21 protein-coding genes are annotated in these 25,234 nt (G+C 71.9%); 8 read left to right on the forward strand and 13 right to left on the reverse strand.

The features are described from left to right. Both BZY54_RS13460 and BZY54_RS13470 read right to left on the reverse strand, forming a co-directional pair. Positions 1–848 (reverse strand): RNA-guided endonuclease InsQ/TnpB family protein (locus BZY54_RS13460; RefSeq protein WP_107419704.1); only part of this gene is annotated, 848 nt, incomplete at its 3' end. Between the two features lie 442 nt (positions 849–1,290). Continuing rightward, the gene (locus BZY54_RS13470; RefSeq protein ID WP_086725419.1) at positions 1,291–2,826 is read right to left on the reverse strand and encodes an MDR family MFS transporter; all 1,536 of its coding nucleotides are present in this window, start codon (positions 2,824–2,826) and stop codon (positions 1,291–1,293) included. 236 nt (positions 2,827–3,062) lie between these two features. On the opposite strand from BZY54_RS13470, the gene BZY54_RS13475 reads away from it, so the two are divergent. Further along, positions 3,063–3,551 carry a TetR/AcrR family transcriptional regulator gene (locus BZY54_RS13475; protein WP_086725435.1) on the forward strand — a complete coding sequence of 163 codons (489 nt, stop codon included), beginning with the start codon at positions 3,063–3,065 and terminating at the stop codon, positions 3,549–3,551. A gap of 96 nt (positions 3,552–3,647) precedes the next feature. On the opposite strand, the gene BZY54_RS51605 is transcribed toward BZY54_RS13475, so the two are convergent. From BZY54_RS51605 to BZY54_RS13505, 5 genes are all read right to left on the reverse strand, one after another. Beyond that, the gene (locus tag BZY54_RS51605) at positions 3,648–3,809 is read right to left on the reverse strand and encodes a hypothetical protein (RefSeq protein ID WP_167413990.1); all 162 of its coding nucleotides are present in this window, start codon (positions 3,807–3,809) and stop codon (positions 3,648–3,650) included. A 582-nt stretch (positions 3,810–4,391) separates the two neighbouring features. Continuing rightward, positions 4,392–5,033, reverse strand: a complete 642-nt coding sequence (locus BZY54_RS13485) for an HAD-IA family hydrolase (protein WP_086725421.1) — start codon at positions 5,031–5,033, stop codon at positions 4,392–4,394. Between the two features lie 381 nt (positions 5,034–5,414). Continuing rightward, positions 5,415–6,251 (reverse strand): prephenate dehydratase, encoded by an 837-nt coding sequence (locus BZY54_RS13490; RefSeq protein ID WP_086725436.1) that lies wholly within the window; start codon positions 6,249–6,251, stop codon positions 5,415–5,417. Positions 6,252–7,683: 1,432 nt separating this feature from the next. Further along, on the reverse strand, positions 7,684–8,157 hold the full coding sequence (locus BZY54_RS13500; RefSeq protein ID WP_086725422.1) for a nuclear transport factor 2 family protein: 474 nt from the start codon (positions 8,155–8,157) through the stop codon (positions 7,684–7,686). A gap of 740 nt (positions 8,158–8,897) precedes the next feature. Further along, positions 8,898–9,437 (reverse strand): CGNR zinc finger domain-containing protein, encoded by a 540-nt coding sequence (locus BZY54_RS13505; RefSeq protein ID WP_244217145.1) that lies wholly within the window; start codon positions 9,435–9,437, stop codon positions 8,898–8,900. Between the two features lie 120 nt (positions 9,438–9,557). Between BZY54_RS13505 and BZY54_RS13510 the strand changes: the two genes are divergently transcribed. Next, positions 9,558–9,986: an SRPBCC family protein gene (locus tag BZY54_RS13510; RefSeq protein ID WP_086725424.1), complete on the forward strand. Its 429-nt coding sequence runs from the start codon at positions 9,558–9,560 to the stop codon at positions 9,984–9,986. Between the two features lie 87 nt (positions 9,987–10,073). Here the strand turns inward: BZY54_RS13510 and BZY54_RS13515 are convergent, their stop codons facing one another. Further along, positions 10,074–11,021, reverse strand: coding sequence for an alpha/beta hydrolase (locus tag BZY54_RS13515; RefSeq protein WP_086725425.1), 948 nt, complete (start codon positions 11,019–11,021; stop codon positions 10,074–10,076). A 201-nt stretch (positions 11,022–11,222) separates the two neighbouring features. On the opposite strand from BZY54_RS13515, the gene BZY54_RS13520 reads away from it, so the two are divergent. The 4 genes from BZY54_RS13520 to BZY54_RS13535 all read left to right on the forward strand — a co-directional run bounded on the left by BZY54_RS13520 (position 11,223) and on the right by BZY54_RS13535 (position 14,312). Next, a complete protein-coding gene (locus BZY54_RS13520) occupies positions 11,223–12,098 on the forward strand; it encodes an MmyB family transcriptional regulator (protein WP_086725426.1) in 876 nt (291 codons plus the stop codon). Further along, entirely contained in the window at positions 12,095–12,451 is a 357-nt protein-coding gene (locus tag BZY54_RS13525) for a DUF2255 family protein (RefSeq protein WP_086725427.1), read from the forward strand. The genes BZY54_RS13520 and BZY54_RS13525 overlap by 4 nt, the downstream gene beginning before the upstream one ends. 359 nt (positions 12,452–12,810) lie before the next feature. Next, a complete protein-coding gene (locus tag BZY54_RS13530; RefSeq protein ID WP_086725428.1) occupies positions 12,811–13,278 on the forward strand; it encodes an SsgA family sporulation/cell division regulator in 468 nt (155 codons plus the stop codon). A gap of 179 nt (positions 13,279–13,457) precedes the next feature. Then, entirely contained in the window at positions 13,458–14,312 is an 855-nt protein-coding gene (locus BZY54_RS13535; protein ID WP_086725429.1) for a Bax inhibitor-1/YccA family protein, read from the forward strand. Positions 14,313–15,279: 967 nt separating this feature from the next. Here the strand turns inward: BZY54_RS13535 and BZY54_RS13545 are convergent. The 5 genes from BZY54_RS13545 to BZY54_RS13565 all read right to left on the reverse strand — a co-directional run bounded on the left by BZY54_RS13545 (position 15,280) and on the right by BZY54_RS13565 (position 21,548). Further along, a complete protein-coding gene (locus BZY54_RS13545) occupies positions 15,280–15,864 on the reverse strand; it encodes a DUF308 domain-containing protein (protein WP_086725430.1) in 585 nt (194 codons plus the stop codon). A 44-nt stretch (positions 15,865–15,908) separates the two neighbouring features. Further along, positions 15,909–17,522 carry a tannase/feruloyl esterase family alpha/beta hydrolase gene (locus BZY54_RS13550; protein ID WP_086725431.1) on the reverse strand — a complete coding sequence of 538 codons (1,614 nt, stop codon included), beginning with the start codon at positions 17,520–17,522 and terminating at the stop codon, positions 15,909–15,911. Positions 17,523–17,862: 340 nt separating this feature from the next. Beyond that, positions 17,863–20,145, reverse strand: a complete 2,283-nt coding sequence (locus BZY54_RS13555; RefSeq protein WP_086725432.1) for a SpoIIE family protein phosphatase — start codon at positions 20,143–20,145, stop codon at positions 17,863–17,865. Between the two features lie 40 nt (positions 20,146–20,185). After that, on the reverse strand, positions 20,186–20,878 hold the full coding sequence (locus tag BZY54_RS13560) for a cytochrome b/b6 domain-containing protein (protein ID WP_086725433.1): 693 nt from the start codon (positions 20,876–20,878) through the stop codon (positions 20,186–20,188). Further along, the gene (locus BZY54_RS13565; RefSeq protein ID WP_244217146.1) at positions 20,826–21,548 is read right to left on the reverse strand and encodes a molybdopterin-dependent oxidoreductase; all 723 of its coding nucleotides are present in this window, start codon (positions 21,546–21,548) and stop codon (positions 20,826–20,828) included. The genes BZY54_RS13560 and BZY54_RS13565 overlap by 53 nt, the downstream gene beginning before the upstream one ends. Before the next feature lie 487 nt (positions 21,549–22,035). On the opposite strand from BZY54_RS13565, the gene abc-f reads away from it, so the two are divergent. Both abc-f and BZY54_RS13575 read left to right on the forward strand, forming a co-directional pair. Further along, complete coding sequence (gene abc-f / locus BZY54_RS13570; RefSeq protein ID WP_086725434.1) at positions 22,036–23,670, forward strand: ribosomal protection-like ABC-F family protein; 1,635 nt, start codon at positions 22,036–22,038, stop codon at positions 23,668–23,670. Positions 23,671–23,749: 79 nt separating this feature from the next. After that, the coding region (locus BZY54_RS13575) for an ABC-F family ATP-binding cassette domain-containing protein (protein ID WP_086725438.1) at positions 23,750–25,234 on the forward strand (1,485 nt) is incomplete at its 3' end.

Genomic DNA, 25,234 nt, shown 5'->3' on the forward strand with positions numbered 1-25,234 from the left:
ACGGACTTGGCCCACTTGCGGCCGGTGTCCTCCCGCTGCCCCGCGACCTTCCTGTGCAGCTTCGCCGCCTGTGCCTGCGCCTTCCGGTAGCCCTTGGATGCGGGCCGGCCCTTCGGGCTCCGGCGCCGGGCCATCATCCGCTGATAGCGGGCGAGCCCCTGCGCGGCCCGCTTGCCGTGCTCGGCATGCGGGAGATCGTAGGCGTCATCGGTGGTGACGGCCGTCTCCTTCACACCCCAGTCCACCCCGAGCACACGCCCCGTGAAGGCAAGCGGTGCGGTCCGCGCCGGGGCGACGAAGGACACATACCAGTGCCCGAGCGTGTCCTGGTACACGCGCACACTCGACGGCTCGGCCGGAAGGTCCCGCGACCACACCACCCTCAGCACGATCCCACCCGCAAGGTGCACACGACCGTCCTTCAGGCGGAAACCACGCTTCGTGTAGTTCAGGCTCGGCCTGGCCTCCCGCTTCCTCTTCCAGCGGGGCATCCCGGCCCGGCGGTGCACCGGAAGCCGGTCCTTGATGTCCTTCAGCGCCTTCGCCCTCGACCTGGCGAAGTCCCGAATCACCTGCTGCTGCGGCACCGAGGCACCCGCAGCCAGCCACGGCGTCACCCGACGCGCCTCGGTCAGCATCCTGTCCAGCTGAGCCGGACCACACGCCAGCTTCTCACCGGACTCCTTGCTCTGCTGGTGGACCTGCTTCGACTTGGCCACGCACTCGTTCCAAAGCCACCGGCAGCGGTCCCACTCCGCTTCGAGCGCGCGCCGCGCGGTAGCAGACAGGCGCACACGGAAGGAGTACCGGGCATGCCCGGCCCCCTCCGTGGTCGCGACTGGCGTCATGCATCCGAACATATAGGGGAGGACTGACAGTTGACGCCTCTCGATCGCCACGGGCTCACTCACCTCGTCGCGGGTGGACGGCCTTTCCCCCCGGAGGCGAACCCCTACTTCCCGTCCTGCTCCGCAGAAGCCCGATTCCACCCCGGCCTGAAGGCCGGGGCATCCTCGGAGGAACCCGGTGACCCGAAGCTGCGGCGGCCGCTGATCGCGTTCGCGGACCGGCTCACCCCGGAACCGCCCGAGCTGCTCTGGGGGATCATCCAGACGTTCGGCGACCGGCGCGGACCGGCGGACGGCACCCACATCGTGACCGAGAACGTGGTCCGCGGCCCCACCGCTAAGTCCCTCCACACGCCGGCCCTCGACCGCGGGCGTTCGGTGAACCCCGCCGGCCGGCGCCCGCTGCGGGCACCGGCCGGTCGAGGTCGTGTCGCCCGGTGGGTCATGCGGCCGGGACGGATTCCTCGACGGTGGCACGGCGGGGGATGACGGCCTTGCCGGCCGTCCCGCGCGCCGGCCTGAGGAAGAGGGCGAGGACGATGCCTGTGGCGAGGGCGGGGGCGATCCAGAGGTAACCGGCGGCCGTGGCGTGTGCGAAGGCGTCCAGTGCGGAGTCGCGCAGGGTGGCGGGCAGGTGGCCGATGGTGTCGGGGCGGGCGGCGTCGAAGCCGCCGGCGGTCGGCAGGGCGTGGGTGCGGTGGGCGAAGCCGGTGTTGAGAAGGGTGCCGAAGACGGCGACCCCGAAGGCCGCGCCGATGGAGCGGGCGAAGGTGACGACGGCGCTGGCGGCGCCGAGGTCTGAGGCGGGCACGCTGTTCTGGACGGTGGTCAGCACGACCATGGGCACCATGCCGATGCCGATGCCGGTGACCAGGAAGTAGACGCTCAGCACCAGGGTGCCGGTCCCCGCCCCGATGGTGCCCAGCAGGAGCAGCCCGGCGAGGTTGGCGACCAGCCCGCCGAGCAGGATCACCCGCAGCCGCTCGACGTGCGCGGCCCAGCGTCCGGCCAGGGACTGGCTGATGACGAGCCCGGCGACCAGGGGCAGCATGTGGATGCCGGAGAGCGTGGCCGAGACGCCGTGGACGATCTGGAGATAGGTCGGCAGGTAGACCAGGACGGCGAACATCGCGGCGTTGGCGAAGAAGCCGATCAGCGAGGAGAAGACCACGGTCCGGGAGCCGAGCATGGCCGGCGGCAGGACCGGCGCGGCGGCGCGGCGCTCGACGGGCACCAGCAGCATGGCCAGGACGACGGTGGCGGCGATCAGTCCGACGATGGCAGGCGAGCCCCAGCCCCACCGCTCCCCGAAGGACGTGACCAGGACCAGGCCGGTGGCGATTGCGGCCAGGACGGTGGCGCCGAGATAGTCGATGCGGGCCCGGGTGCCTCGGCCGGCCGCGGGCAGCGCGCGGGCGGCGACGGCCAGGGCGACGATGCCGACGGGCAGGTTGACCAGGAAGGCCCACCGCCAGGACAGCTGGTCGGTGAAGACGCCGCCCAGCAGGGGGCCGACAATGCTGGCAACGCCGTAGACCGAGCCGAACATGCCCTGGTAGCGGCCGCGTTCGTCCGGGGCGACGATGTCGCCGACGAGGGCGAAGGTGAGCACGATCATGCCGCCGCCGCCCACGCCCTGGAGCACGCGGGCGCCGATGAGCTCGGGGAGGTTCTGCGCCAGTCCGCAGGCCGCCGAGGCGATCAGGAAGACCGAGGTCGACGCCAGGTAGAGCCGCTTGCGGCCGAACATGTCGCCGAGCTTGCCCCACAGCGGTGTGACCGCTGTGGAGGCGAGCAGATACGCGGCGCTGACCCACGCGATGTCGTCGAACCCGTTCAGGTCCTCCGCTATGCGCGGCAGCGCGGTCGAGACGATCGTCTGGTCCAGGGCCGCCAGGAGGACCGCGAGGATCAGCGCGCTCATGGCGGCGGCGACCCCACCCGTCCGGGGTGAGGGCACCGGCTGTGTCTTCGGCATCGGGACTCGCCTTTCTGGGCGGAAGGCCAGGGACGGGTTGCCGCGAAGAACGGTGGCACCTCATCCGATTGGCACTATCAGCTCGATCTGTCACTTGAATGTAGCACTTATGCGATAGTGCTTCACACAACAGAGGCGCTAGGTGTCTCAGGTTTCACATAACCGCCGTTAGAATCGGCACGGTGAGAGCCGACGCAGCACGCAACCTCGAAGCCGTCCTGACCACCGGGGCGCGCATGCTCGCCGCCGACCCGGGCGCGAGCATCGCGAGCATCGCCGCCGAGGCGGGTGTGGACCGGCGCACCGTCTACCGGCGCTTCGCATCCCGCGAGGAACTCCTCGCCGCGATCTACGAAGCGCGACTGAAAGCCATCGAGGCAGCCATCGAAGACGCCCGGCTGCGCGAGGCCCCCGTGGCCGTCGCGCTGCACCGCTACGTCGAGAACATCATCACGGTCAACCGCACCTGGCCGGTCGACCTCACCCGAATGCTCGCCGACGACACCGTCCGAGCCCGCCGCGACGCAGCCGCCCACGAGGTCGACCACTTCCTCCACCGCGCCACCCACGAGGGCCTCCTGCGCCCCGGACTCCCACAAGGCTGGACGGGAGCACTGCTGCCCCAACTGATGCACCTGGTGATCCGGCAACTGCCGGAGCTGAGCCCCGGGCAGGCCGCCGACGTCGTCGTCGACACCCTGCTGAACGGCCTCGGAGCGCCCTGACACACCGGCGGCCCCCGGGAACACACATGTGCGTGTGCTCCCGGGGGCCGTCCGGACCGGGTGGCGGCGGTCCCGGGGCCCGCCGTTCGACTCACTTCACTCCACGGCCTCCCGCGGCACGTCCGTACCGGAGGGCTCCTGTTCCTCCTCCTCGTCGCGCGGGCGTCGGACGGCCGCCGGCGGGAGCAGCGGCACGGTGCCGGGGATACGGACGCGGCGGAGCCGGGGCGGCTCGTTCCTGGAGTCGGGGCGCTTCAAGGCCTCTCCCGTCGGTGCGTACGGCATGCCGTGCCCCCGAGCGCTCGCGGCGCTTGGCACGGCATGATCGGTGACAAGGAGAACCCACGGCCGGACCGACGCATTCCGCGGACCTGGCTCAGCCCCGGCGGACCCCTTCGAGGAACCGGCCGGCAGGTCGACGCGTTCGGCAAAGGTGGCGGGCGTCTGCGCGAAGTCCACGAACAGTTCGTGCAGCCCCGCCTCGGGGGCGGCACGCGCGTATTCGATGTGCTGGTCGAGCGTGCCCGCCCGGAGCATCCGGCCGGAGTCGGTTCTGCTGTGGGTCGATCCGGGATTGACGCGCGGCGCCAGGCGCGGCCCGTCCTGGTCGCGTTCCGCCCCGACCGCCTCCTTCCGGATGACGTCCCCGCATGCCCATCAGCCGGGACAGCGGCATCGCCACAGGCAGCCCAGCCGTCGAGCCGTCGAACGATGCGCCGCGGCCCCCCACGAGCACGCCGAACGGCCTGTGGCAGCCGCCGATCATGCTCGCCGTTCGCTCCAGCGCTGGACGCGGGTCGTGTGGGAGGCAGCGAAGGTCAGGGCCACCAAGATGTCTCCTCACAGCGGAGTGACCGGGTCGGTGAGCGGGATGCCCAGCAGAGTCTCCAGGGCGGCGACCGTCCGGGCGGGGTCCACCGCGTGTACCGTGGCGAATCCCAGGTCCGCCGCGGGTGGCAGGTACTGCTCGGTGTCGTCCACGAACACGCACTCCCCGGCGGACAGGCCGAGTTCCCGCAGCACGAGGCGGAAGATCTCCGGTTCGCGTTTGCGTGTCCCGTGGTCCTCCGACAGCACGACGGCGTCGTACAGCGTGTCGATCCCGTAGCCCTCGTACAGATTCCACGGGGCCAGGCCGACGGTGTTGGAGAGGATGCCCACCTTGACCCCGGCCCGGCGGGCTGCGGCGGCCGCGGCGATCACCGAGGGCTGGGGGCGCAGGTCGACGAAGATACGGCCCATCAGGTTGTCCGGTTCGATGCCGAGAAGCCGGCCGACCGCCTCGTTCCACTGCGTCTGGGTGAGCGCGCCGCGCTCCAGGGCTTCGGTGAGCCGGATGCCCTCGGGGTTCAGGTAGATGCCGGTGAGCAACGCCCCGTCGGCCAGTCCGGCGCGCTTCTCGAAGGCGAGCGCGGCGGGCAGCAGGGGTGTCGTCAGCACACCACCGAAGTCGAGCACAAGGCCCTTGCGGTGCTGGGTCATGCTCACACCTTAGAAGGCCGCCGGGGCCGCCTTTCCGCCAGGGCGTCGTGTGTGTCGTCGGGCAGACACATGTGCGGCGGGCGCGGCCGTGGACGGCCGGCCGGCGTGTTGGAGAGGTACGCGGCCGATGGGTGTGAACCCTCGGGTTGGGCGGTTGTGTGGTCCGGGTGGAAGGGCTCCCGGTCGTCCTGGCGACGGCGGCGGAGGCCCCGCCGCCGCGGGACCGGTCACGACAGCCGCCGCGGGCGACGTGGTGCCGGCAGGGGCGCGCCCTTTTCCGGACCGCTCCGGACGCCCCCCTGCCTCGGGTGCCGGAGCAGAGGCGGTCAACCCCGGCACCCACGGAGTGAGCGGGACGGCGCACCGCCCCGGCGGGCGCGGTCAGTTCCTCAGGCGGTGCGGATGCGCCGCGTAGACACCCAGGATGCGGACCTCGGAGGAGAAGAAGCGCAGCTCATGCAGGGCCAGGGCGACGCCGGACTCGTCGGGGTGGCCCTCGATCTCGACGTAGAACCGGCTGGCGTTGAGCCCCGCGCCGATCTGGTAGCTCTCGATCTTCGTGAGGTTCACCCCGCTGGTGGCGAACCCGCCGAGCGCCTTGTACAGCGCGCTCGGGATGTTGCGCACGCTGAAGAACAGGCTCGTCATCGTGGGCTCGCCCCGCTGCGGGGCCGGTGCGGCGTCCCGGGACAGGACGACGAACCGGGTGGTGTTGTCCGGGTCGTCCTCGACCTCGGGCCGCAGCACCTCCAGACCGTAGAGCGTGGCCGCGGCGGGCGGCGCGAGCGCCGCGTGCCGCGGGTCGCCGAACTCGGCCACCTCGCGCGCCGCCCCGGCCGTGTCGTCGCTGACGAGCGTGCGCCAGCCGCCCTCCCGCAGCACCTTGCGGCACTGCCCGAGGGCGTGCACGTGGCTGCGGACGCACTCCACCTGATCCAGGGTCGCGCCGGGCACCCCCATCAGGTCGAAGCGGATGGCGAGGAAGTACTCGGCGACGATGAACAGCCCCGACTCCGGCAGCAGGTGGTGCACGTCGGCGACGCGTCCCGCCGCGGAGTTGTCCACCGGGATCACGGCCACGTCGGCGCTGCCGAGGGCCACGGCGTCCAGGGCCTGCTCGAAGCCCGTGCAGGGCAGTTCACCCGCGTCGGGGTAGAGCGCCCGCGCGGCGGTCGCCGAGTTGGAGCCGGGTTCACCCTGATATGCGACAGTCGTCACTGTGTTCGCCCTTTCCGTGGGAAGTCCTGTCGTCGCGCGGCAGAAGCTCCCTCGCGAACCGCACTGTCGAAGTATCGGGGAACTCGCCTCGACGATCCGCATCAGGGGCCCGACGGCGCTCCGGTCCGACGTCGGTGCCCGCTCGTTCGCGGCCGCGACCACCTGCCGGACGGCGTTGCCCGCCTGTTCGACGTGGGCGACGAGCCGCGCCTCGACGGACGGCACCAGGCCCGGCGGCACGGAAGGGGCATCGTGCAGCACTGCCGACTCAGCCGCTCGTTTACGGTACGGCGGCCGGCTCGGCGGACACCAACGGCCTCCTCGGTGCCCTGTCCGACGACGGGCCGGCCAGGACCTCGTCATATGGCGGGCCGCTCGCCGCGCCGGCGCAGTGAGCGCCGTCCAGAGAAAGGCCGCGTCCCCACCCGCAGGGGCTCATCCGCCGCGCGTGTGACCAGGCCCGCCAGCGCATGTTCTCCAGCCGGACGCCGGGGCCTGGCCCGTCGCCGTCGCCGTCGCCGTCGGCGGGCAGGCTGCGGACCGCGTAGGAAGCGCCTTGGAGGACACCCCGGAGAGATCCGGGTCGCCGGTCGCGTAGGCCGGGGGCAGGACCAGCCACGTCCCGGTTCCGTCGTGCGAGGGCAGCCGCCACTGTCGGCGAGCACCCTCGGACATGGCCGTGCGTCGACGTCGTCATGGCCTCGGGAGCCCGTTCGCCGGCTTCGGCGCCGGTGGTCGTCAGAACGACGTTGTCCGGCACCTCGCCCCGCGCGTGGCGGTACAGCTGCCGGCCCAGGAGATCCGTGTTCGTCGTGGAGGACACCTCGGTGAACGCCGCCACGTGCGGGTGACCATCGCGCCTGGCAGCTTCCACAGGGGTGGCCGGGCGGCAGCGGTTCGGTACCGGTGACGTCGAGCGCGCCCCGCAGCCGCCCCGCCCGCACCTGACGGACCAGCGCGGAGGTGTCCAGCAGTCCCCGCGAGCGACGTTCACCAGCAGCAGGGCCCCGTCCTTCAGCAGTTCCATCGTGTCCGCGCCGAACATGCCGCGCGCCCGGTCGGCGGGGCGCACCGGTGGAGCGACACTCATCCACCAGATCGAACAGGACCTGGCCCGCCACAGCACACCTGGTCAGCGCACAAGCGCCGCCGGCGCCACGGAAGCCCCTGCCGCGTCCTGAGCCACGGCCGGACCGGCCTCCGGCGGCGACGCGTCCAGCCCGCTGGCCGGTTGCCCCGCTCACGCCCCTCCTTCCGTGCTGGGCACGAGTTGCGAACTTGACGGATCGGGGTCCTCTCCAGAGCGACAAAGCTATTGCGCCGTACAGACCGCCCGCTTACCGGTGTGAACTTGTCGACCTGTCGGCAATTGGCATCCGGGGGACGGACAGCGGCGCCGGCGCGGGGACTTCTGCTCGCGGACGACGTCGTACTACCGCTGCGCGGCAGCCTGGCGCAGATGACGGCTCACATCGCCGACCAGGTTGATGCGGACCCGTCGCTCCACGAAGCGCCACTGGCCGTCACGCCGCTCGAAGCGGTCGTGGTAGCGGCCGCCGGCGATGGGCCCCAGCGGCAGGTCGGGCAGCGCCTGCAGCACGGTGACATACGAACGGGAGACCGCCGTGCCCGCCTTTTCGTCGACCTCGACGGCGACATTGGTGGTGACGTGCTGGGTCCGCGGCGTGCCGTCGGCGTAGACGATCACGGTGTCGTGGAACATCTTCTCGATCGCCTCGCGCCCGCTCACCGGATCGCCGCTGCCCGTGAAGGTGGCGTCGGCGAGGAGGACGCCGAGACCGGCGAAGTCTCCGTCGTCCACGAGCTCGGCGTACCGGGCGATCAGGTTCTCGACGGCGCGGTGGCTCGACATCGGATCACCCGGCGTGCGGGGGGACGTGGACATGATCTGCTCCAAGCGAGACAGGAGAGGTGTCGGCGCGCGGCCTTTGGGACGACAGGGCTGCGAATCGGCCGGTTGTGACACCCAGCTTCCCATATCGGTGACACCTGGGCGGAGTCCCGGACGGCACCCGGCATCGGCGCGGCATCGGTCCGGGCAGGGGCAGAGCTAGGGTCTTTCGTCTGGACCGGGTGCGCACACATGTGTGCGGTGCGGGCCCCGCCGTCGGCAGCGGGCGTCGGGCCAGGGCGGCGCGCGGTGCGGGCCCCGCCGTCGGCAGCGGGCGTCGGGCCAGGGCGGCGCGGCCGGCTGCTCCGGAACTGCTCGACCCGGTCACCACCAACGTCCCCCGCGGCTCCTGCACCGACCGTCACACACCGACGAGCCGGGCCTGGAACACGTATCTCAGGGCATATGTGGCTAGAGGACACCTCACCTCGGCCTCCGCGACAAGCGCGAGTACATCGACCCCGCCGTCGGCAAGCTCACCGGCTACTTCACCACCCACCTGACCAAGTGACCCGCACGGGCCCACGCGGTCGTTTCCTGTGCGCCCCGTCTGCCTGCCCGCAGTCGGACGACTGATCCGGGGCGGTTCGGCCACTTCGACATCACCAGCCCGCCGCCGGACGAGGAACGCGAATCACGGGGAGCGCCCGGCGGGCGACCCTCGCCCGGCCGTCCCCGCACACACGGCCGTTTCCGTACGTGCGGCCGCGCACGGCGACCGGAGGCGGTGCCCGTCATCGTCGGCGGCGTGCCCGCAGGGCGGCTGCCTTGACGCGGTTCCCACAGGTCCGCATCGCGCACCATTCGCGCCGGTGGCCTCGCGAGCGGTCGCGGTAGACCTGCGTGCAGTCGGGGTGTCCGCACTCGCGCAGCAGTTCCGCCTCGGCGCCGGCCACCGTCTCCACCGCCTCGCGGGCCAGGTCGGTCAGGGCCTGGGCGGCGGTACCGAAGCGGCTGGCGCCGTCGGAGCCCAGGCGCATCGTCACCGGTGCCGAGGCGGCCTGCCGGTTCACCGCGGCAACCGCCCCGGAAGGCAGGGACCGGCCGGCGAGACGTGCCCCGACCAGTGCGTAGATCGCTTCGCGCAGCGCTGTCGCGGCGCGCAGGTCCGCCTGGTCGGATCCGGGCTTCCGGTCGAGCAGCCCGGACTCGACGAACCAGGAGTCGAGCAGTCCGGGGGTGCCGATCCGCTCGATCGGAGTCGGCGCACGCCGCGCATGCAGGGTGCCCACGAAGTCGAGCGCGGGCGTCCCGCACGGAAACACATGTCTCACGAGGCCCTCCTGACAGGTGACTGGACACCTTTTCAAAAGTAACCGGCTTGACGGGTGACGAGAAGGCATGCGAATCTTTCGTCACCGGTCAGAGCAGTTACTTCCCGATGAGGACATCCCATGACAGCCGTACGCTTCCACCTCGTCTCCACGCTCGTCCCCAAGGAAGTGCTGGGGGTGCTGACCGACTTCGGTCCCTCCCGCGCCGAGTCCTGGCCCACCATCGACGCGGACCACTTCGAGGTCCACGACCTCGGCGACACCTGGGCCGAGGTCACCGAGGGCACCGCCGCCGCCTGGGAGCGGGCACGCTACGAATGGCAGCCCGGCGGCGACACCGTCACCATCACCACCCTCGACTCCAAGCTCTTCGGCGCCGGCGGCGGCTGGGTCTTCAAGATGACCCCCGAAGGCGACGGCACTCGCGTCGGCGTCGAGCTCACCCGCCGACCCGCCACCCTCAAGGGCAAGATGCTCGCCTCCCTACTCCCCCTGGCCGCCCCCGGATCCCTGCGCAAGGCCTTCGCGGGCCCCCTGCAGGCGAAGTGACCCGCGCCCGGACCCTGACCCGAGGGGCGGCGGTGCGGCGGGAGCCACACCCCGAGGGGCCGGCGGCGTCAGCTGCCGGCCCCTTCGTCATGCCGCCGTGGAGCGGGTTCGGTTCGCGGCGCCCAGATTGGCGGTGTAGAAGTCGGTGAGTTTGGCGACGGCCGGGTCGACGTACTGCTTCTTGTCGTAGAGGTCGACGTGGCTCGCGCCCTCGATCCAGTGCAGCTCCTTGGGGCCGGTGGCACGCTGGTGGACGTCGACGGCCATCCACGAGGTGACGGCGCGAGTACCGATGATCTGCAGCAGGGGACGGTCGCCGATCAGCGGGACCGCGTAGAAGGCGTCGAAGGAGGCCATCTTGTCGACGCTCTCCCAGACGAAGAACTTCGCGGAGCGCTCGTGCGCCCCGCGCGGCGTGCAGTAGTACTCGAAGCCGTCGACGCCGTGCTCGCCGCCGAGCGCGCCGGCCTGCTCGGCCGTCTCCGGGAAGATCGGCAGAACCGCCGGCTCCTCGCCGCGGGCGGCGGCGGTGCGGGCCTGGGCGGCGGCGTCCAGCATGGCCTGGAAGACGGCGGGGTCCTGGGCGCCGTCGGCGCCGAGGCGGAACTGGCGGGCGATGTCGACGCCGCTGACGGTGGCCACCGCCTTGATCCGGTGGTCACCGCCGGTGGCGGTCAGCGCATAGCCGCCGGAGGCGCAGATGCCCAGGGCGCCGATGCGGTCGGCGTGGACCTCGCCGCGCGTGGTGAGGAACGAGACGGCGGCCTTGAGGTCCTCGATCCGGTGTGCGGGGTCCTCCAGACCACGCGGCAGACCGCCGGACTCACCCTGGAAGGCGGAGTCGAAGGCGAGCGTGACGAGGCCCTGCTCGGCCAGCCGTCGCGCGTACAGACCGGCCGCCTGCTCCTTGACCCCGGTGCCGGGGTGACCGATCACGACCGCAGGCCGCGGGCCCGACGCCGGCGTGTCCGGGGTGTGGAGGTGGCCGGCGATCTCGATGCCGGCGCTGTCGAAGGTGACACGGGTCCTGGCCATGGGGGCACTCTCCTGAAGGTGACGCTGAAGTCTGGTCGCGCCGCACCGGTCGGTGGGCTCGGTGTCCGCACCGTCCGTGCCGGGCACACATCCACCATGCGCTCCCCCGTCACCGGCCGGGAGAGGCAGGTTTCTGCCTGGGAAGGAATCTGCCCCCTCACACCTGTGTCCTGCCGGACCCGGCCACATGACACTGGAAACATGAAACAGACACCCGACTCCCACCTCGGCGCCTTTCTCCGGGCCCGACGGGCGCAGCTGACGCCGCAGGAGTGCGGTCTGCCCGAGCCCGACTCCACGCGCAGGGTCACGGGACTGCTCCGCCAGGAGGTCGCCCAGCTCGCCGCGATCAGCGTGGACTACTACACCAGGCCCGAACAGGGCCGGGTCCGCGCCTCCGCCCCCGTTCTCGTCACCCTGGTCCGCGTCCTGCGCCTGGAGGACGACCAGAAGACCTATATGTACGAGCTCGCGGGCAGGAGCGGCGCACGGCCGCACCGCCGCCGGGCCGCCGAGCAGCTGCGGCCCGCCATGCGCCGCCTGCTGGACCAGCTCACCGAGACACCCGCGCTCGTCCTCGGCAGACGCCTGGACATACTCGCCTGGAACCCTGCTGCCGTAGCCCTCTACACCGACTTCGCCACGATCCCGGCCGACCGGCGCAACTATGTGCATCTGCTGTTCACCGACCCGGTGGTCCGGGGACTGCACCGGGCATGGGAGCACGACGCCCGGGACGCCGTCGCCGCGCTGCGCATGGAAGCCGCCGCCGGCCCCGACGACCCGGATCTCGTCCGCCTCGTCGGCACCCTCACCATCCGGGACGCCGACTTCCGCACGTGGTGGGCCGAACACCGCGTCAGCGGCGCCGGATACGGCACCAAGCACTACCGCCACCGCCTGGTCGGCGACCTCACTCTCGACTGCGACACCTGGGCCGGCCCGGACGGCTCCGGGCAGCGGCTGATGGTCCTCACCGCCGAGACCGGCACCCCCTCCCACGACGCCCTGCGCATCCTCACCTCCTGGACCGCGCAGGAGCCCGGCACGGAACGAACCGAGGACCCGACCCGATGAACACCTGGACACCCGAGGACCGGAACCTGTTCACCGAGACCTACTCCCTGGTGCTGACCGCCGGGGACGGTGAGCGCCCCGGCGTGGAGATCGGCATGGTGGTCGTGGACGACGAGCTGTACGTCCGCGCCTACCGGGGCGTTCGCTCCCGCTGGTACCGAGCGGCCCGGGAACACGGGCACGGCCGGATCCGCCTGGGCTCCGTGACCCGCGACGTCCTCCTGACGACGCACGGCCTCCAACCGCCCGCCGGACTCGACGCCGCCTTCCGCGACAAGTACGGCCCGGTTGCCGACGCTCTCGTCGCCGGCCCGGAGGCCCGTGCCGCGACCATCCGGATCGACCCGGCGTGAGGGCCGTGCGGCCGTCACACGGAAGGCACATGAGGCGGTGACACCTCAGAGGCGGAGGCCGCCGGGTGTCTCTCGAAGATGCACGCCCATCGGGACGCGGCCCGGTAGCTTCCGTCGGCCGCCGGTCCGGCACCGGCAGACATTTGACTTACGTCACGTTCCACGCGGCCCGCGGGACACGTCCCGGCGCCCCCCCTCGCACCGGCGCGCACCCCACGGACGCGGGGCTTCCGCGTGGCCGTGCCGTCAACTGCCGAGCTGCGGCTCCTTCCTTGACCGTCAACTGACCGATGTGCGGGTTGCGCCCCCCGGGGAGAGTTGTGGACACAGACTTCGTCCCACGGAGGGGAACTCCAGTGATGCACCGTGATCAGTCACCCCTGCGGGCGCCTTCGACGCCCGAGCTCGTGCCCTCGCTGTGCCTGGATCTGGACCAGATGCTCGACGAGTTCACCCGGTTGCCGATGCGGGCGAAGTTCCGCTTCGACCCGGACATGCCCGCCGTGATCACGGTCGAGTTCCTGGCGGAACGCAGACCGAGCCTCATCTGGCACATCGGCCGCTCGCTCCTGCATCTGGGCCTGACGGCGATGAGCGGTTCCGGTGACGTACGGATGTGGCCGACGCTGCCCGGAGAGCGGCCCGCGTCCTGGCTGCTTCTCGAATCGGAGGAGGTGGAGGCGCTGTTCGAGGTGCCGACCGCAGCGCTGGCGGAGTGGCTCGACGCGACCTACCGGATCACCTCGGCCGAGGCGGAGATGGACGGTTTGAACTGGGACGGCTTCCTGATGGAGCTGCTGGACGGCCCTACGGCGCCCTCCGAATGAACTCGGCCGGATCCGCCCGCGGATGATTTGCCTCTCCGTGCGTCACCTGCCAGAGTGGTGACGCACAGGGTTGCCGTCGTCGGCCCGGTGCGTGGCCGACGCCACACGTATGCCGCGCGGGCACCGATGACAACGCTTTGCCGCAGGCCGCGAGTGTGCGGCGGACGAGGAGGAAGAACGTGAGGACCAGCAACCCGATCTTTTCCCGCTGGGGCGCCGCCCGTGACACGGAGCCGGCCCACGCCCAGGCGCACCGGCCGGTGGGTGCCGCGGTCGGCGGCCGGCCGGCGGGCGACCAGTTGGCCAACCCCTATGCCCCCGGTGCCGACGCGTCGGCGGGGACCGCCCGCAACGCCATCACGATGGACGACGTCCTCGTCCGCACCGGAACGACGCTCGGCACCGTGGCCCTGACCGCCGTACTCTCCTGGCTGCTGCTGCCGGTCGACGAGGCGAACCTCGGCCGCTCCTACGGCCTCGCCGGGGGCGCGGCCCTCGTCGCCTTCGTCCTGTCGATGATCCAGGCCTTCAAGCGGGCGCCGTCCCCGGCGCTGATCCTCGGCTACGCGGCGTTCGAGGGTGTGTTCCTCGGTGTGCTCTCCAGCACGGTTTCGACGTACCTCTCCCCCGGCGTCGTCGTCCAGGCGGTGCTCGGCACCTTCGCCGTCTCCGCCGCCGTGCTCCTCGCGTACCGCATGCGCTGGATCCGCGTCGACCGCCGGTTCGCCGGGTTCGTGGCCTCCGCCGCGACCGGTTTCCTGCTGCTGCTCGCCGCCGACCTCCTCTTCTCGGCCTTCGGCGCGGGCAACGGCCTCGGCTTCCACAGCGGCGGCCTCGGCATCCTCTTCGGTGTCATCGGCATCGTGCTCGGCGCGGCCTTCCTGGCCCTGGACTTCAAGCAGGTCGAGGACGCCGTCGCCTACGGTGCCCCGCGCGAGGAGGCGTGGCTGGCCGCCTTCGGTCTCGTCACGACGCTGGTGTGGATCTACCTCGAGGTGCTGCGCGTGCTGACCCTCTTCAACAGCGACAACTGAGTTCCCCCGAGTTCCCCTGCGCCGGAGGGGCACGCGCGGTGCGCGTGCCCCTCCGGCGCCTTTTGTGCGCGGGTCCGCTCCCCGGACATCCCCGGCACCGCCGCACATCCACTAGATCGCCCACGGCCTGATCGACGCGCCCTGTAGATGCCGAGGAGTTCGGCGATGACGGTGGCCGGCAGCCGGGCGTTGAACGCCGCCACCAGGGTCATTCGTCTGGATCAGGCCGGATCAGGGAGCGGGGTCTGATGTGCAGCCGCAAGGCGGAGAAGGGAGTCGGCGCGATGGGGGTCCCCCCTGCTCGTCAAAAGCTTGGGGGAATCGGCGACCGACGACAACGCCGCTAAGGGCACCACCCACGCCCCTGAGGCAGCGGCAAGTCGTCCTGCGGGTGGCGCCGCTTGTCCGCGGCGAGGTCCGCCGGCAGCCCGTCGGCCCCTACTCGAACACCCCGGCCGGCTACGGTTGTTGTGCGAGCGGCCCGAGCAGTTGCCCGGCGCGGTGAAGGAGTTCCTGCGTTACGGCACCTCGGTCGAGCGCTCCACCAGTCGCCACGCGGCCGAGGAGGTCGAGCGGGGCGGGGCGCCCGTTCCCCCGGGGCGTGTTCGTCGTCGCCCTGGGTGCGGCGGGCCGTGACGCCCGGCAGGCCCCAGGGCGGCGACCCCGCCGCCCTCGACGTGGCCCGGCCGGGCGCCCGCCACCTCGCCTTCGGGCACGGCATCCACTACTGCCCGGGCGCCCCGCTCACCCGCCTGGAGACGACGACCGCCCTGCGAAGCCTGCTCTCCCGCGTGCCCGAACTCGAACTCGCCGCCGGTGGGCTCGTCGGAGCGGACCGGCTCCGGGATCATCCGCGGCCTGCTGTCCCTTCCGGTGCGCCACCGCGTCGGCTGACGGCGCCCACGGGAAACGTCCCGGCCCGCGCCGTGGAGGCGCGGGCCGGGACGGATATGAAGAGGTACGGCCGTCAGACGGTCCGGTCACGCAGCCGGCGGGACTTCCACCCCAGCGACAGGGCCTGGAGGATGAACCACACCCCGCCGCCCGTGGCGTACACCGACAGCACGTCGAGCGAGGGATTGTCGCCCGCGGCCTGGATGTTGTAGGCGATGCCGACGAGGAAGGACAGGCCGCCCGAGATCAGGGTCGGCCACTGCCTGCCCAGCTCGGGACCGCGCCGCCACAGCCCGACGACCACCTGGGCGGCACCGGAGATGACGGCCCAGACGCCGAACACATGGAGCACCGGTGCCGCGCCGCCGGCGCCGGCGACGCCGATCGCGATGGCGGCCAGCGTGCTGAGCACCCCGTTGAGCGCGGTGACCCGGCGCTCCGAACCCTCAGGGGTGGCGCGGCGGTCGATCAGTGAGGACACCGCGTCGATCAGCGGGTAGACGACCAGCAGGGTGATCGCCACGGCGTCGAGGTCCACGTGGGCCCTGGCGAACACCAGGGCCCACACCTCGGCCAGGACACCGCGGCCCAGATACAGCCTCAGCAGGGAGGAGCGCTCGCCCGCCGCGTTCGCCGGCGTGGCTGTCCGCGTGCTCATGTTGGTTCGGCCTTTCTCGGGTCAGAGGGTCGTCGCCGACCCGGTCAGTGCCGGGCCGGGGAGACGCACCGGAAGCTGGAGGCGAGGGCCGGGTCTCCGTGGCCCTTGTAGCGGGACACCGCGGGGTAGCTGCAGAGGTCGTGCTCGACCTGCTCGCCGTTGGCGTTGATCAAGGTGGCGGGCAGCGTCTGGGGCGCCTTGCCGTGCTCGACCCAGGAGGTCAGTGCGGCGAGGCCGTCGGCCGAGCCGTCGAGGCCGTTGAGACCGCAGTGGGCGGTGTTCGGGGCGAGGAAGAGACGGTAGAAGTCGTCGGTCTTCTTGGCGCTCCCGATCTCCCGCTCGACCTGATTGCGGTACTGCACGGTGCCGTCGGTGGGAATGTACTGGTCGGCGTCGCCGTGCCAGGTGATCAGCTTGCCGCCGGACTTGCGGAAGGCGGAAAGATCCGGGTCGTCGGTGCCGATGACCTTGTCGTACTCGGCTTCGGACTGCTTGAACAGCTTGGTGAAGTCGCTGTAGGTGATCTTCGAGACGTCGAAGGACGGGTCCTTCTTCAGCCAGAGCTGGACCCAGAGAGCGGGAACCTGGAAGGGCTGGCCCTTGACGGTGCCGTCGGTGTCGAGGGCCGAGTGCGCCAGGCCCGACAGGTCGGCCCCGATCGGGACGCCGGACCACAGCTTCTTGCCCGAGGCGGTACGCGGGCCGTCCCAGATCTTGCGGACGACGTTCGCGTCGGCCGCCGTGATGGTCAGCTCCCTGCCGTCGCACACGACCTTGGTGCCGATCAGGCGGCGGGGGTCGAAGTCGCAGCGGGAGGCATCGCCGACCAGGCCGTCCTGGACGCCGTCGAACTTGTCGCAGGCCTTGACGGCGGCGTCGGTGAAGGCCTTGAACTCGCAGTCGGTCGGATAGGTCCTCTCGTTGTTCAGGACCACCTGTGGCCACAGGGTGGCGACCTCGAACTCGTCCCAGTTGATGGCGGGCGCGTCCGCCAGGATGCCGTCGTAGTCGTCGGGATAGCGCTGGGCCTCCATGTAGCCCTCACGTCCGCCGGTGGAGCAGCCGGTGAAGTAGGAGAAGGCGGCGCGCTTGCCGTAGACCCCGTTCACGACCTCCTTGCCGACGACCGCTGCCTCGTGCTGGGAGCGGGAGGCGAAGTTCTTCAACAGCGCGGTGTCGACCTGGCCCTTGCTGCTCAGCACCCAGCTGGTGTCGAGGACGTCACCGACGCCGGCGTCCGTGGTGGTCGCCGCGTAGCCGTTCTTGACCGCGGTGCCCAGGCCGACGCCGTTGTCCCCGGCGCTGTAGGCGCTGCCGCCGATGGCCTGGAAGCGGCCGTTCCACTCGGCCAGCGGCAGCCAAGTCTGCACCCTGGCATGGTCGTTGTCGCCCGGGTGGGTGAGGGTGACCGTCACCTGGCAGAAGGCCGGGACGCCGGAGACGTCACCGCCGAGGAAGCCGGTGCCGTGGATGGTGCCGCCCGGCCGGCGGACCGCCGTCACCGACTCCACCACGGTGCCAGAGGGTGCCTTCACCGGCGGCGCCACGCAGGCCGGAGGCGTGGAGACGGAGGTCCGGGGCTCCGCCGAGGCGGTCGGCAGGTACACCGCCGCGGCAAGCGGCACACCGGCCGCGAGCACGGTGAGAACTCTCTTCATTGCTTTCCCATCCGAGAAGTAGGTGTGCGCCTGGCTGCGGCGACACATGTGCACGTCACATCAGAAGGACGGTGGGTGGGCCGACGGACTCACTGCGGACGGCATCCGCGTGCACCTCCGTGACCTCGGTATGCGCCCCGAGACAGCCTCGGGCTCGCCGAAGACTGAGCCAGACTTTATCACCGGTTAAGGCGGTGACGAAAGAGGGTGTGTCGGATTCAGGTGTGCGGGTGGCCCGAACGCCCTCGGCCCGGTCCCACTCTGGCCGCGCGCCGCACGCCGCCACATCAGTCAGTCGACGATCGGCACACCGCCCGCCCCGGCCGGCCCCAAGGACGTGTTAGCTCATACGACGGTCGGCCGCGCCGGGGATGTCCATCTCCAGCCACACGGTCTTGCCCCGGCCGCTCGGCGAGGTGTTCCAGGTACGCGCCAACGCGTCGACCAGGTACAGGCCGCGCCCGTGCTCGGCCCGTGCGCTGCCCTCGTCGGTGAGCGAGTAGGCGGTGGGCACGGGCGGGTCGGTGTCCGAGTCCCGCACCTCCAGCCGGACCCGGTCGCCGGTCACCCGCAGCCGCAGGTCCACGTCGCTGCCCGCGTGGATGAGCGCGTTCGTCAAGAGTTCCGACGTGATGAGCGCCAGGTCGTCCGACAGCTCCGCCAGATCCCATTCGCGCAGGCGCTCGCGGACGAGACCGCGGGCCTCCCGGACCGCCCGCAGATCGCGCCGGTGGACGTGCAGACGGGCGACGCGCGGGGCCCGGCCGCCGTCCGTCCCCTCGTACCGGGCCAGCAGCAGCGCGGCGTCGTCACACCTGCCGGGTGCGTTCTGCAGCAGACGGTCCGCGAGGTGTTCCAGGCCGGTGTCCGCCGGCGTCCCGACGGCGTCCAGCCGTGCCCGGACGTCGTCGCGGTCCCGCTCGTACAGCCCGTCCGAGTAGAGCACGAGCACCGTCCCGGGCGGGAGGGTGTGCTCCCGGGCACCGTAGGGGTCGCGCACATGCACCCCGAGCGGCACGTTGGGCGGCGCCCACAGGCGGCGGACGGTGCCGTCGGGGAGCCGGGCGAGCGGTGCCGGGTGCCCGGCCAGCGCGACCTCGGCCGCCCCGGTGCCGGTGTCGACCGCCACCACGCAGCAGGTGGCGAGCAGTTCGGTGCCGAGCCGGGACAGCAGCCGGTCGGTGCGTTCCAGCAGAGCGGCCGGCCCGTGGCCCTCGGTGGCGTACGCGGCCACCGCGGTCCGCAGCTGGCCCATGACGGCGGCGCTCTCCAGCGTGTGTCCCTCGACGTCCCCGAGCACCAGGACCACGCGGTCGTCCGGCATCGTGATCACGTCGTACCAGTCGCCGCCGGCCTGGCCCGCGGTCGGGGCCGGCCGGTAGCGGGCGGTGGTGGTCAGCCGGGGTGTGTCCGCGAGGTCGGCGGGCAGCAGCCGTTTCTGCATGCCCTCGACGAGTGCCTGCCGGCCGGTGCTCAGTTCGATGCGCTGGACGGCCGAGCCGAGGCGGCCGGCCATCATCGTCAGCACGGCCCGTTCCTCGGGCGGGAACGCCCGAGGCCCGTCGAACGACAGACAGCACACCCCCACGACCGGGGCGGCCTCGGCCATCGGCAGGTCCTCGACGTGCCGGCTCCCGGAGAGCGGAAGATACGCCGCGGCGTGCGCCCCGTCACCGCTCCGGCGGCGCCGACCGGGATCGGAGCCGGACGGGCCCGGCGCGCCGGAGTCGAACAGCGCCCGCTCCCGCAGCGCCCGGGCGGCGGGCGTGCCCCCGTGCAGGGCCGCCCCGTGCAGCTCACCCACCAGGGCCGAGGAGTCCCCGCTGTGGCCCAGGACCCACAGCCTGCCCTCGGCCGCGGAGGCCAGCGCCAGTGCCCGCGCACCCAGCGGGGCCGTGAGGCAGAGCTCCGCCGCACCGACGACGTGCTCCACGGTGGTCGCCCGGTTCAGCATGTCGGTCAGCCGCTGGAGCGCGTACAGCAGGGTCATCCCCGTGGAGCCGGGCACCCCGGGGACGCCCCGGACGACCGGGTCGGCATGCTCGGCCTGCGGTTCGGTGCCGAAGACCGGGACCAGCACGGGGAGAGTCCCGGGCACGACCGCGACGCCGCGGTCCTGGAGGCCGGACAGCAGGCCGACGAGCCGGTCGCCGATCCGGGTGAGCCGCCGGAAGTCCGCCTCGTCGTATCCGCCGCGGTTCTCGGCGCGCAGCACGGTGAGGGAGCCGAAGCGGCGGCCTTCCCCTTCCAGCGGGACCGAGGCGACGGTGTAGGAGTACGCCAGGGCACCGTGCCGCGGGTCGGCGAGGGGATCGGGGTCCGCCAGGAGCGCCGGGCCTCCGGAGGCCAGGGCGCGTGCGGAGGCGTACGGGGAGTCCAGGGGCATCCGGCCGGGAAGCGTGAGGACGGACGGCGGGCTGCCGCCGATCATGGCGGCGCGCAGTTCGCCGCCGTCGGGAGTCAGCAGATACACGGCCGCCGCCGCTGCCTGGAGGCGGTGGGCGGTCTGGTGCACGGCGCGGTACAGCACCGCCGTCAGCTCGCCGCCGGGAACCCCGGCGGACTCGTGCCCCCGGCCGTCCGGCCGGGTGTCCTCCGCGTCCGGCGCGCTGCGGTCGTCCATGAGCCCTTCCGGCCAGACCCGCCCGTTTTCGGGCGTCACGTCACACCTTGTCCGCTTTCCCGCACACGGTACCCGTGCGTTCCTCTCCCAGCCACCGCGAGTGGTGCCGCTCGGCCCAGGACCGGCTGACGTATCCGTTACGCATCCCGAGCCTCGCCTCCGGGTCCTCGAAGGCCTTGCGCATGTGACCGAGCACGACGAAGGTGATCGCCCAGGCCAGGACGTCGTGGACGAAGATCGCACTGGTGCGGGAGATGAAGGGCAGCAGCCCCATGAACCACATCAGCAGCCCGGTGACCATCATCACCAGCACGGCACCGGCGATCCAGCCCGCGTAGAGCTTCTGGCCCGCGTTGAACTTGCCGGCCGGACGCGCCTCGGGCCGGTTGCGGCGCTTGCGGACGGCGCGCAGCCACTGCCGGTCGTACACCGCGAGGCGGTTGATCCTGCGCAGGTCCGCGCGGAAGGCGGGAGACAGCAGCCCCAGCAGGAAGGGCAGCGGCAGCGAGACACCGGACCACTCATGGAGCGTGACCATCAGGTGCCGCCGTCCGACGAGTTGGGCCAGCGGCCCGAGGTACAGACAGGCGGCGGTGACCAGACACACCAGCATCAGCAGGCCGGTGGTCCGGTGGACCCGGCGTTCGGCGGTGGTGAAGCGACGGACCCTGCCGGCCGCTTCAGGCCGCGTCACCGTGCCGGTCGGCGTCGTCGAGCCAGCCGTCGACCGCATAACCGCGCTCCTCCCAGTAGCCGGGGACGACCTTGTCGGTGACCGAGATACCTGACAGCCACTTGGCCGACTTGTAGAAGTACATGGGGGCCACGTAGAGGCGGACGGGGCCGCCGTGCTCGTGAGTGATGGGTCTGTCCTGCATGTTCAGCGCCACCAGGACGTCGGAGCGGCGGGCCTGTTCCAGGGTGAGGCTCTCGCTGTAGGCGCCGTCGGAGCAGGTGAAGCGGACCGCCGCAGCCGGGGAACGCACCCCGGCGTCGTCGAGGATGTCCGCCAGTTTCACACCGTCGAAGGGCGCCTTCTCCACGCGCCATCCGTCGGTGCACACGACGTCGTGGACGACCCGGCTCTGCGGCATCGCACCCAGTTCGCCGAGGGTGTAGCTCCTGGACCGCTCCACGAGCCCGGTGACCCGCAGCACGTAGTCCGTCTCGTCCTTGCGTGGCACCGAGCCGACGACGCTGTAGTACCGGAAGCCGCCCGGATTGGGCAGCAGTCCGGTCAGGCCCGTGGCGTCGACCTGGGAGGCGGCGGCGAGGAAGTTCTCCCAGCCGCGCTGGAGACGGGGCGCCGCGGCGAGTCCGGCCGCGCCGGCGCCGAGCATGCCCAGCATCGCCCGCCGCGCCAGCGGTGCGCCCTCGGCCCCCCGTTTCGGCTTTCCTGCCATGGTCAGTGTGCTCCTTCGAGGTGGAGACGATCCCGGTGCCGTGCCGCCGTACGGGTTGGCACCGGCGGGTGAGCCCACACGTGTGAACACCGCCGAGCCGGCCTCGGGCTCGAGGTCGTCACCTGTTAGACTGGTGACGATGGTGACATGGTCGCCGTCGGCCTGTCAACAACGTGGCGAATGGACCGCCCTCTCGACATGTGTCGCAGACACATGTGTACGGGCTCGGCCCGTCCGCCCGGTTCCCCGGCCCCACACGGAACCGGGCGCGCGACGGCAGCTGCTAAGCTTCAGGAGACGTTGACCGTGTATCGAGGAGTGGCAGACGTGGCGGGTGACGACGACATCTCCGGGTGAGATCCGGATCTGACGGCCACCGGCCGGCGCTCAGGAGCGCCGCTGACGTGGTCCGTTTCGTCGTATCCCTTTTCCCACGTCTGCCCAGGGCAGAAGTCTCTCTGCCCGCGACCGGTCCGAGGTCACTTCCATGTCCGACGCCTCCGTCATCTGCTCGAATCTTTCCTTCGCCTGGCCCGACGACACCCCCGTCTTCCACGACCTGTCCTTCACCGTGACCACCGGCCGCACCGGCCTGGTCGCGCCCAACGGCTCGGGCAAGAGCACCCTGCTCAAACTGATCGCCGGTGAACTGAAGCCCGCCACCGGCTCGGTGGCCGTCGGCGGCACGCTCGGCTACCTCCCGCAGAGCCTTCCCCTCACCGGCGACCTCACGGTCGCCGAGGTGCTCGGCGTGGCCGCGGTGATCCGCGCCCTGGACGCCGTGGAGTCCGGGGACGTGAGCGAGGAGCACTTCACCACCATCGGCGACGACTGGGACATCGAGGAGCGCACCCGCGCCCAGCTCGACCGCCTCGGCCTCGCCGACCTCACCCTCGACCGCAGCCTGAGCACGCTCAGCGGCGGCCAGGTGGTCTCCCTCGGTCTCGCCGCCCAGCTCCTCAGGCGCCCCGACGTCCTGCTGCTGGACGAGCCCACCAACAACCTCGACATCGAGGCCCGGCACAAGCTCTACGACGTGCTGTCGGACTTCACCGGCTGCCTGCTGCTGGTCAGCCACGACCGTGCGCTGCTCGACCGCATGGAACGCATCGCCGAGCTGGGAAGCGACGAACTCCGTTTCTACGGCGGCAACTTCACCGAGTACGAGGAGGCGGTGCGCGCCGAGCAGGAGGTCGCCGCGAAGAACGTCCGCAACGCCGAGGCGGAGCTGAAGCGGGAGAAGCGGGAGATGCAGCAGGCCCGCGAGCGCGCCGAGCGCCGCGCCGGCAACGCCGCCCGCAACCTCAAGAACGCGGGACTGCCCAAGATCTTCGCCGGCAACATGAAGCGCGGAGCTCAGGAGGCGGCGGGCAAGGCCGGCACGATGCACGCCTCCCGGGTCAACGAGGCCAAGGCCCGCCTCGACGAAGCCGGACGCGCGCTGCGCGACGAGCAGCGCCTCACCTTGGAGCTTCCCGACACCAAGGTGCCCGCCGGACGCAACCTCTTCCTCGGCGAGGGCATGCAGGTCCGCCTCGGGAACGAGGACGTGTTCGCGGCGGACGGCGTCGACCTGACCGTCCGAGGCCCCGAACGCATCGCACTGACCGGGCCCAACGGCGCCGGAAAGACCACCCTGATGCGGCTGATCACCGGCGAACTCACCCCGGACAGCGGGGAGATCAGGCGCAACGACGGCCGGATCGCCTACCTCTCGCAGCGCCTGGACCTGCTGAACCTCGATCGCACGGTCGCGGAGAACTTCGCCGCGTTCGCCCCCGAGCGGCCCGAGGCGGAGCGGATGAACCTGCTCGCCCGCTTCCTCTTCCGGGGCGCACGGGCGCATCTGCCGGTCGGGGTGCTCTCCGGCGGCGAGCGGCTGCGCGCCACCCTGGCGTGCGTGCTGTGCGCCGAACCCGCCCCGCATCTGCTGCTGCTCGACGAGCCCACCAACAACCTCGACCTGGTCAGCGCGGGTCAGCTGGAGAGCGCGCTCAACTCCTACCAGGGCGCCTTCATGGTGGTGAGCCACGACGAGCGGTTCCTCGCGGAGATCGGGGTGAACCGCTGGCTGCGGCTGGCCGACGGGAAGCTCGAGGAGACGGGGACCCACGCGGTGTGAGCCGTCGGTGTGTGACGTGGCCCGCGTCCGAGGCTCCGTGCCCGGCGGGCCGACCACCGATCGCGTTGGAGGGTTACCTGTGCCCCAGCCCGCTCTGCTCGCCCACGACCTCGTCCGCGATCTGGGCGGCCGACGCGTCCTCGACGGCATCTCCCTGACCGCCTCCCCCGGCCACCGCATCGGCCTGATCGGGGAGAACGGCACCGGCAAGTCCACCCTGCTGCGGGTGCTCGCCGGCGTCGACGAACCCGACGCGGGAAGCGTCACCCGCCCCGCCGACCTCGGCTTCCTCCACCAGGAGATGCCGTTCGACTCCGGCTCGACCATCGCCGCGGTGCTGGACGAGGCGCTGCGCGAGGCCCGCGAGGACCTCGCCGAGCTGGACCGGCTCGGCGAGCGGCTGGCGCTCGTCCCGGAGGACGCCCCCGGCCACCAGGATCTCCTCGACGCCTACGGCAGGCGTCTGGAACTGTCCCAGGACCGGGAGTCCTGGGACGCCGACCGCCGCGCCGCCCTGGTACTGGACGGCCTGGGCCTCGGCGCCTTCCGGCACGACCGCACCCTCGGCTCGCTCTCGGGCGGCCAGCGCGGCCGGCTGGCCCTGGCCGCCCTGCTGGTGCGGCGGCCTTCGGCGCTCCTGCTGGACGAGCCGACCAACCACCTGGACGACGGCGCCGCCGCCTTCCTGGAGGGACAGATCCGCGGCCTGCCCGGGACCGTGGTCGTCGCCAGCCACGACCGGGCGTTCCTGGACGCCGTCTGCACCGACCTGATCGACCTCGACCCGGCGGTGGACGGCCCGGTCCGCTACGGCGGCAACTACACCGCCTACCTGTCCGGGAAGCGCGCCGAGCGGGAGCGCTGGGAGCGGCGCTACGCCGAGGAGCAGGAGGAACTGGAGGCGCTGCGCGAATCGGCGGGCGTGACGGCGCACCGGGTCGCGCCGGACCGGGGCCGCACGGACAACGAGAAGATGGGCTACGGCCACCGGGCGGGCCGGGTGCAGAACCAGATCTCCCGGCGGGTCCGCAACGCCACCCGGCGGCTGGAGGAACTGGAGCGCGCCCAGGTCGCCGAGCCGCCCCGGCCGCTGCGGTTCGCGGGCGGGGAACTCGCCGCGCGTACCGGGGAGGGCCTGCAGCCGCTCGTGTCGCTGCACGGGGTGCGGGTGCCCGGCCGGCTCGCGCTGAAGGACTTGGAGGTGTCGCCGATCGACCGGCTGCTGGTCACGGGCGGCAACGGGGCGGGCAAGTCGACGCTGCTCGCAGTGCTCGCCGGGCGTCTCACCGTCGAGGGCGAGGTGCACCGGCGACGGAAGCTCACGGTGGGGCTGCTCACCCAGGACACCGTGTTCGAGCGGCCCGACCGCTCGGTGCGGGACACCTACGAGCTGTCGCTGGGAGCCCGGCGGGCCGAGAAGGTGCCGCTGAACTCCCTCGGTCTGATCCACGAGGCGGACCTCTGCAAACCGGTCGGGCAGTTGTCCGTGGGGCAGCGCAGGCGCCTGGCGCTGGCCCTGCTGGTGGCCCGCCCACCCCAGTTGCTGCTGCTCGACGAGCCCACC

Origin of the sequence: Streptomyces carpinensis, assembly GCF_002154505.1 — a bacterium.
GTDB lineage: Bacteria > Actinomycetota > Actinomycetes > Streptomycetales > Streptomycetaceae > Streptomyces > Streptomyces carpinensis.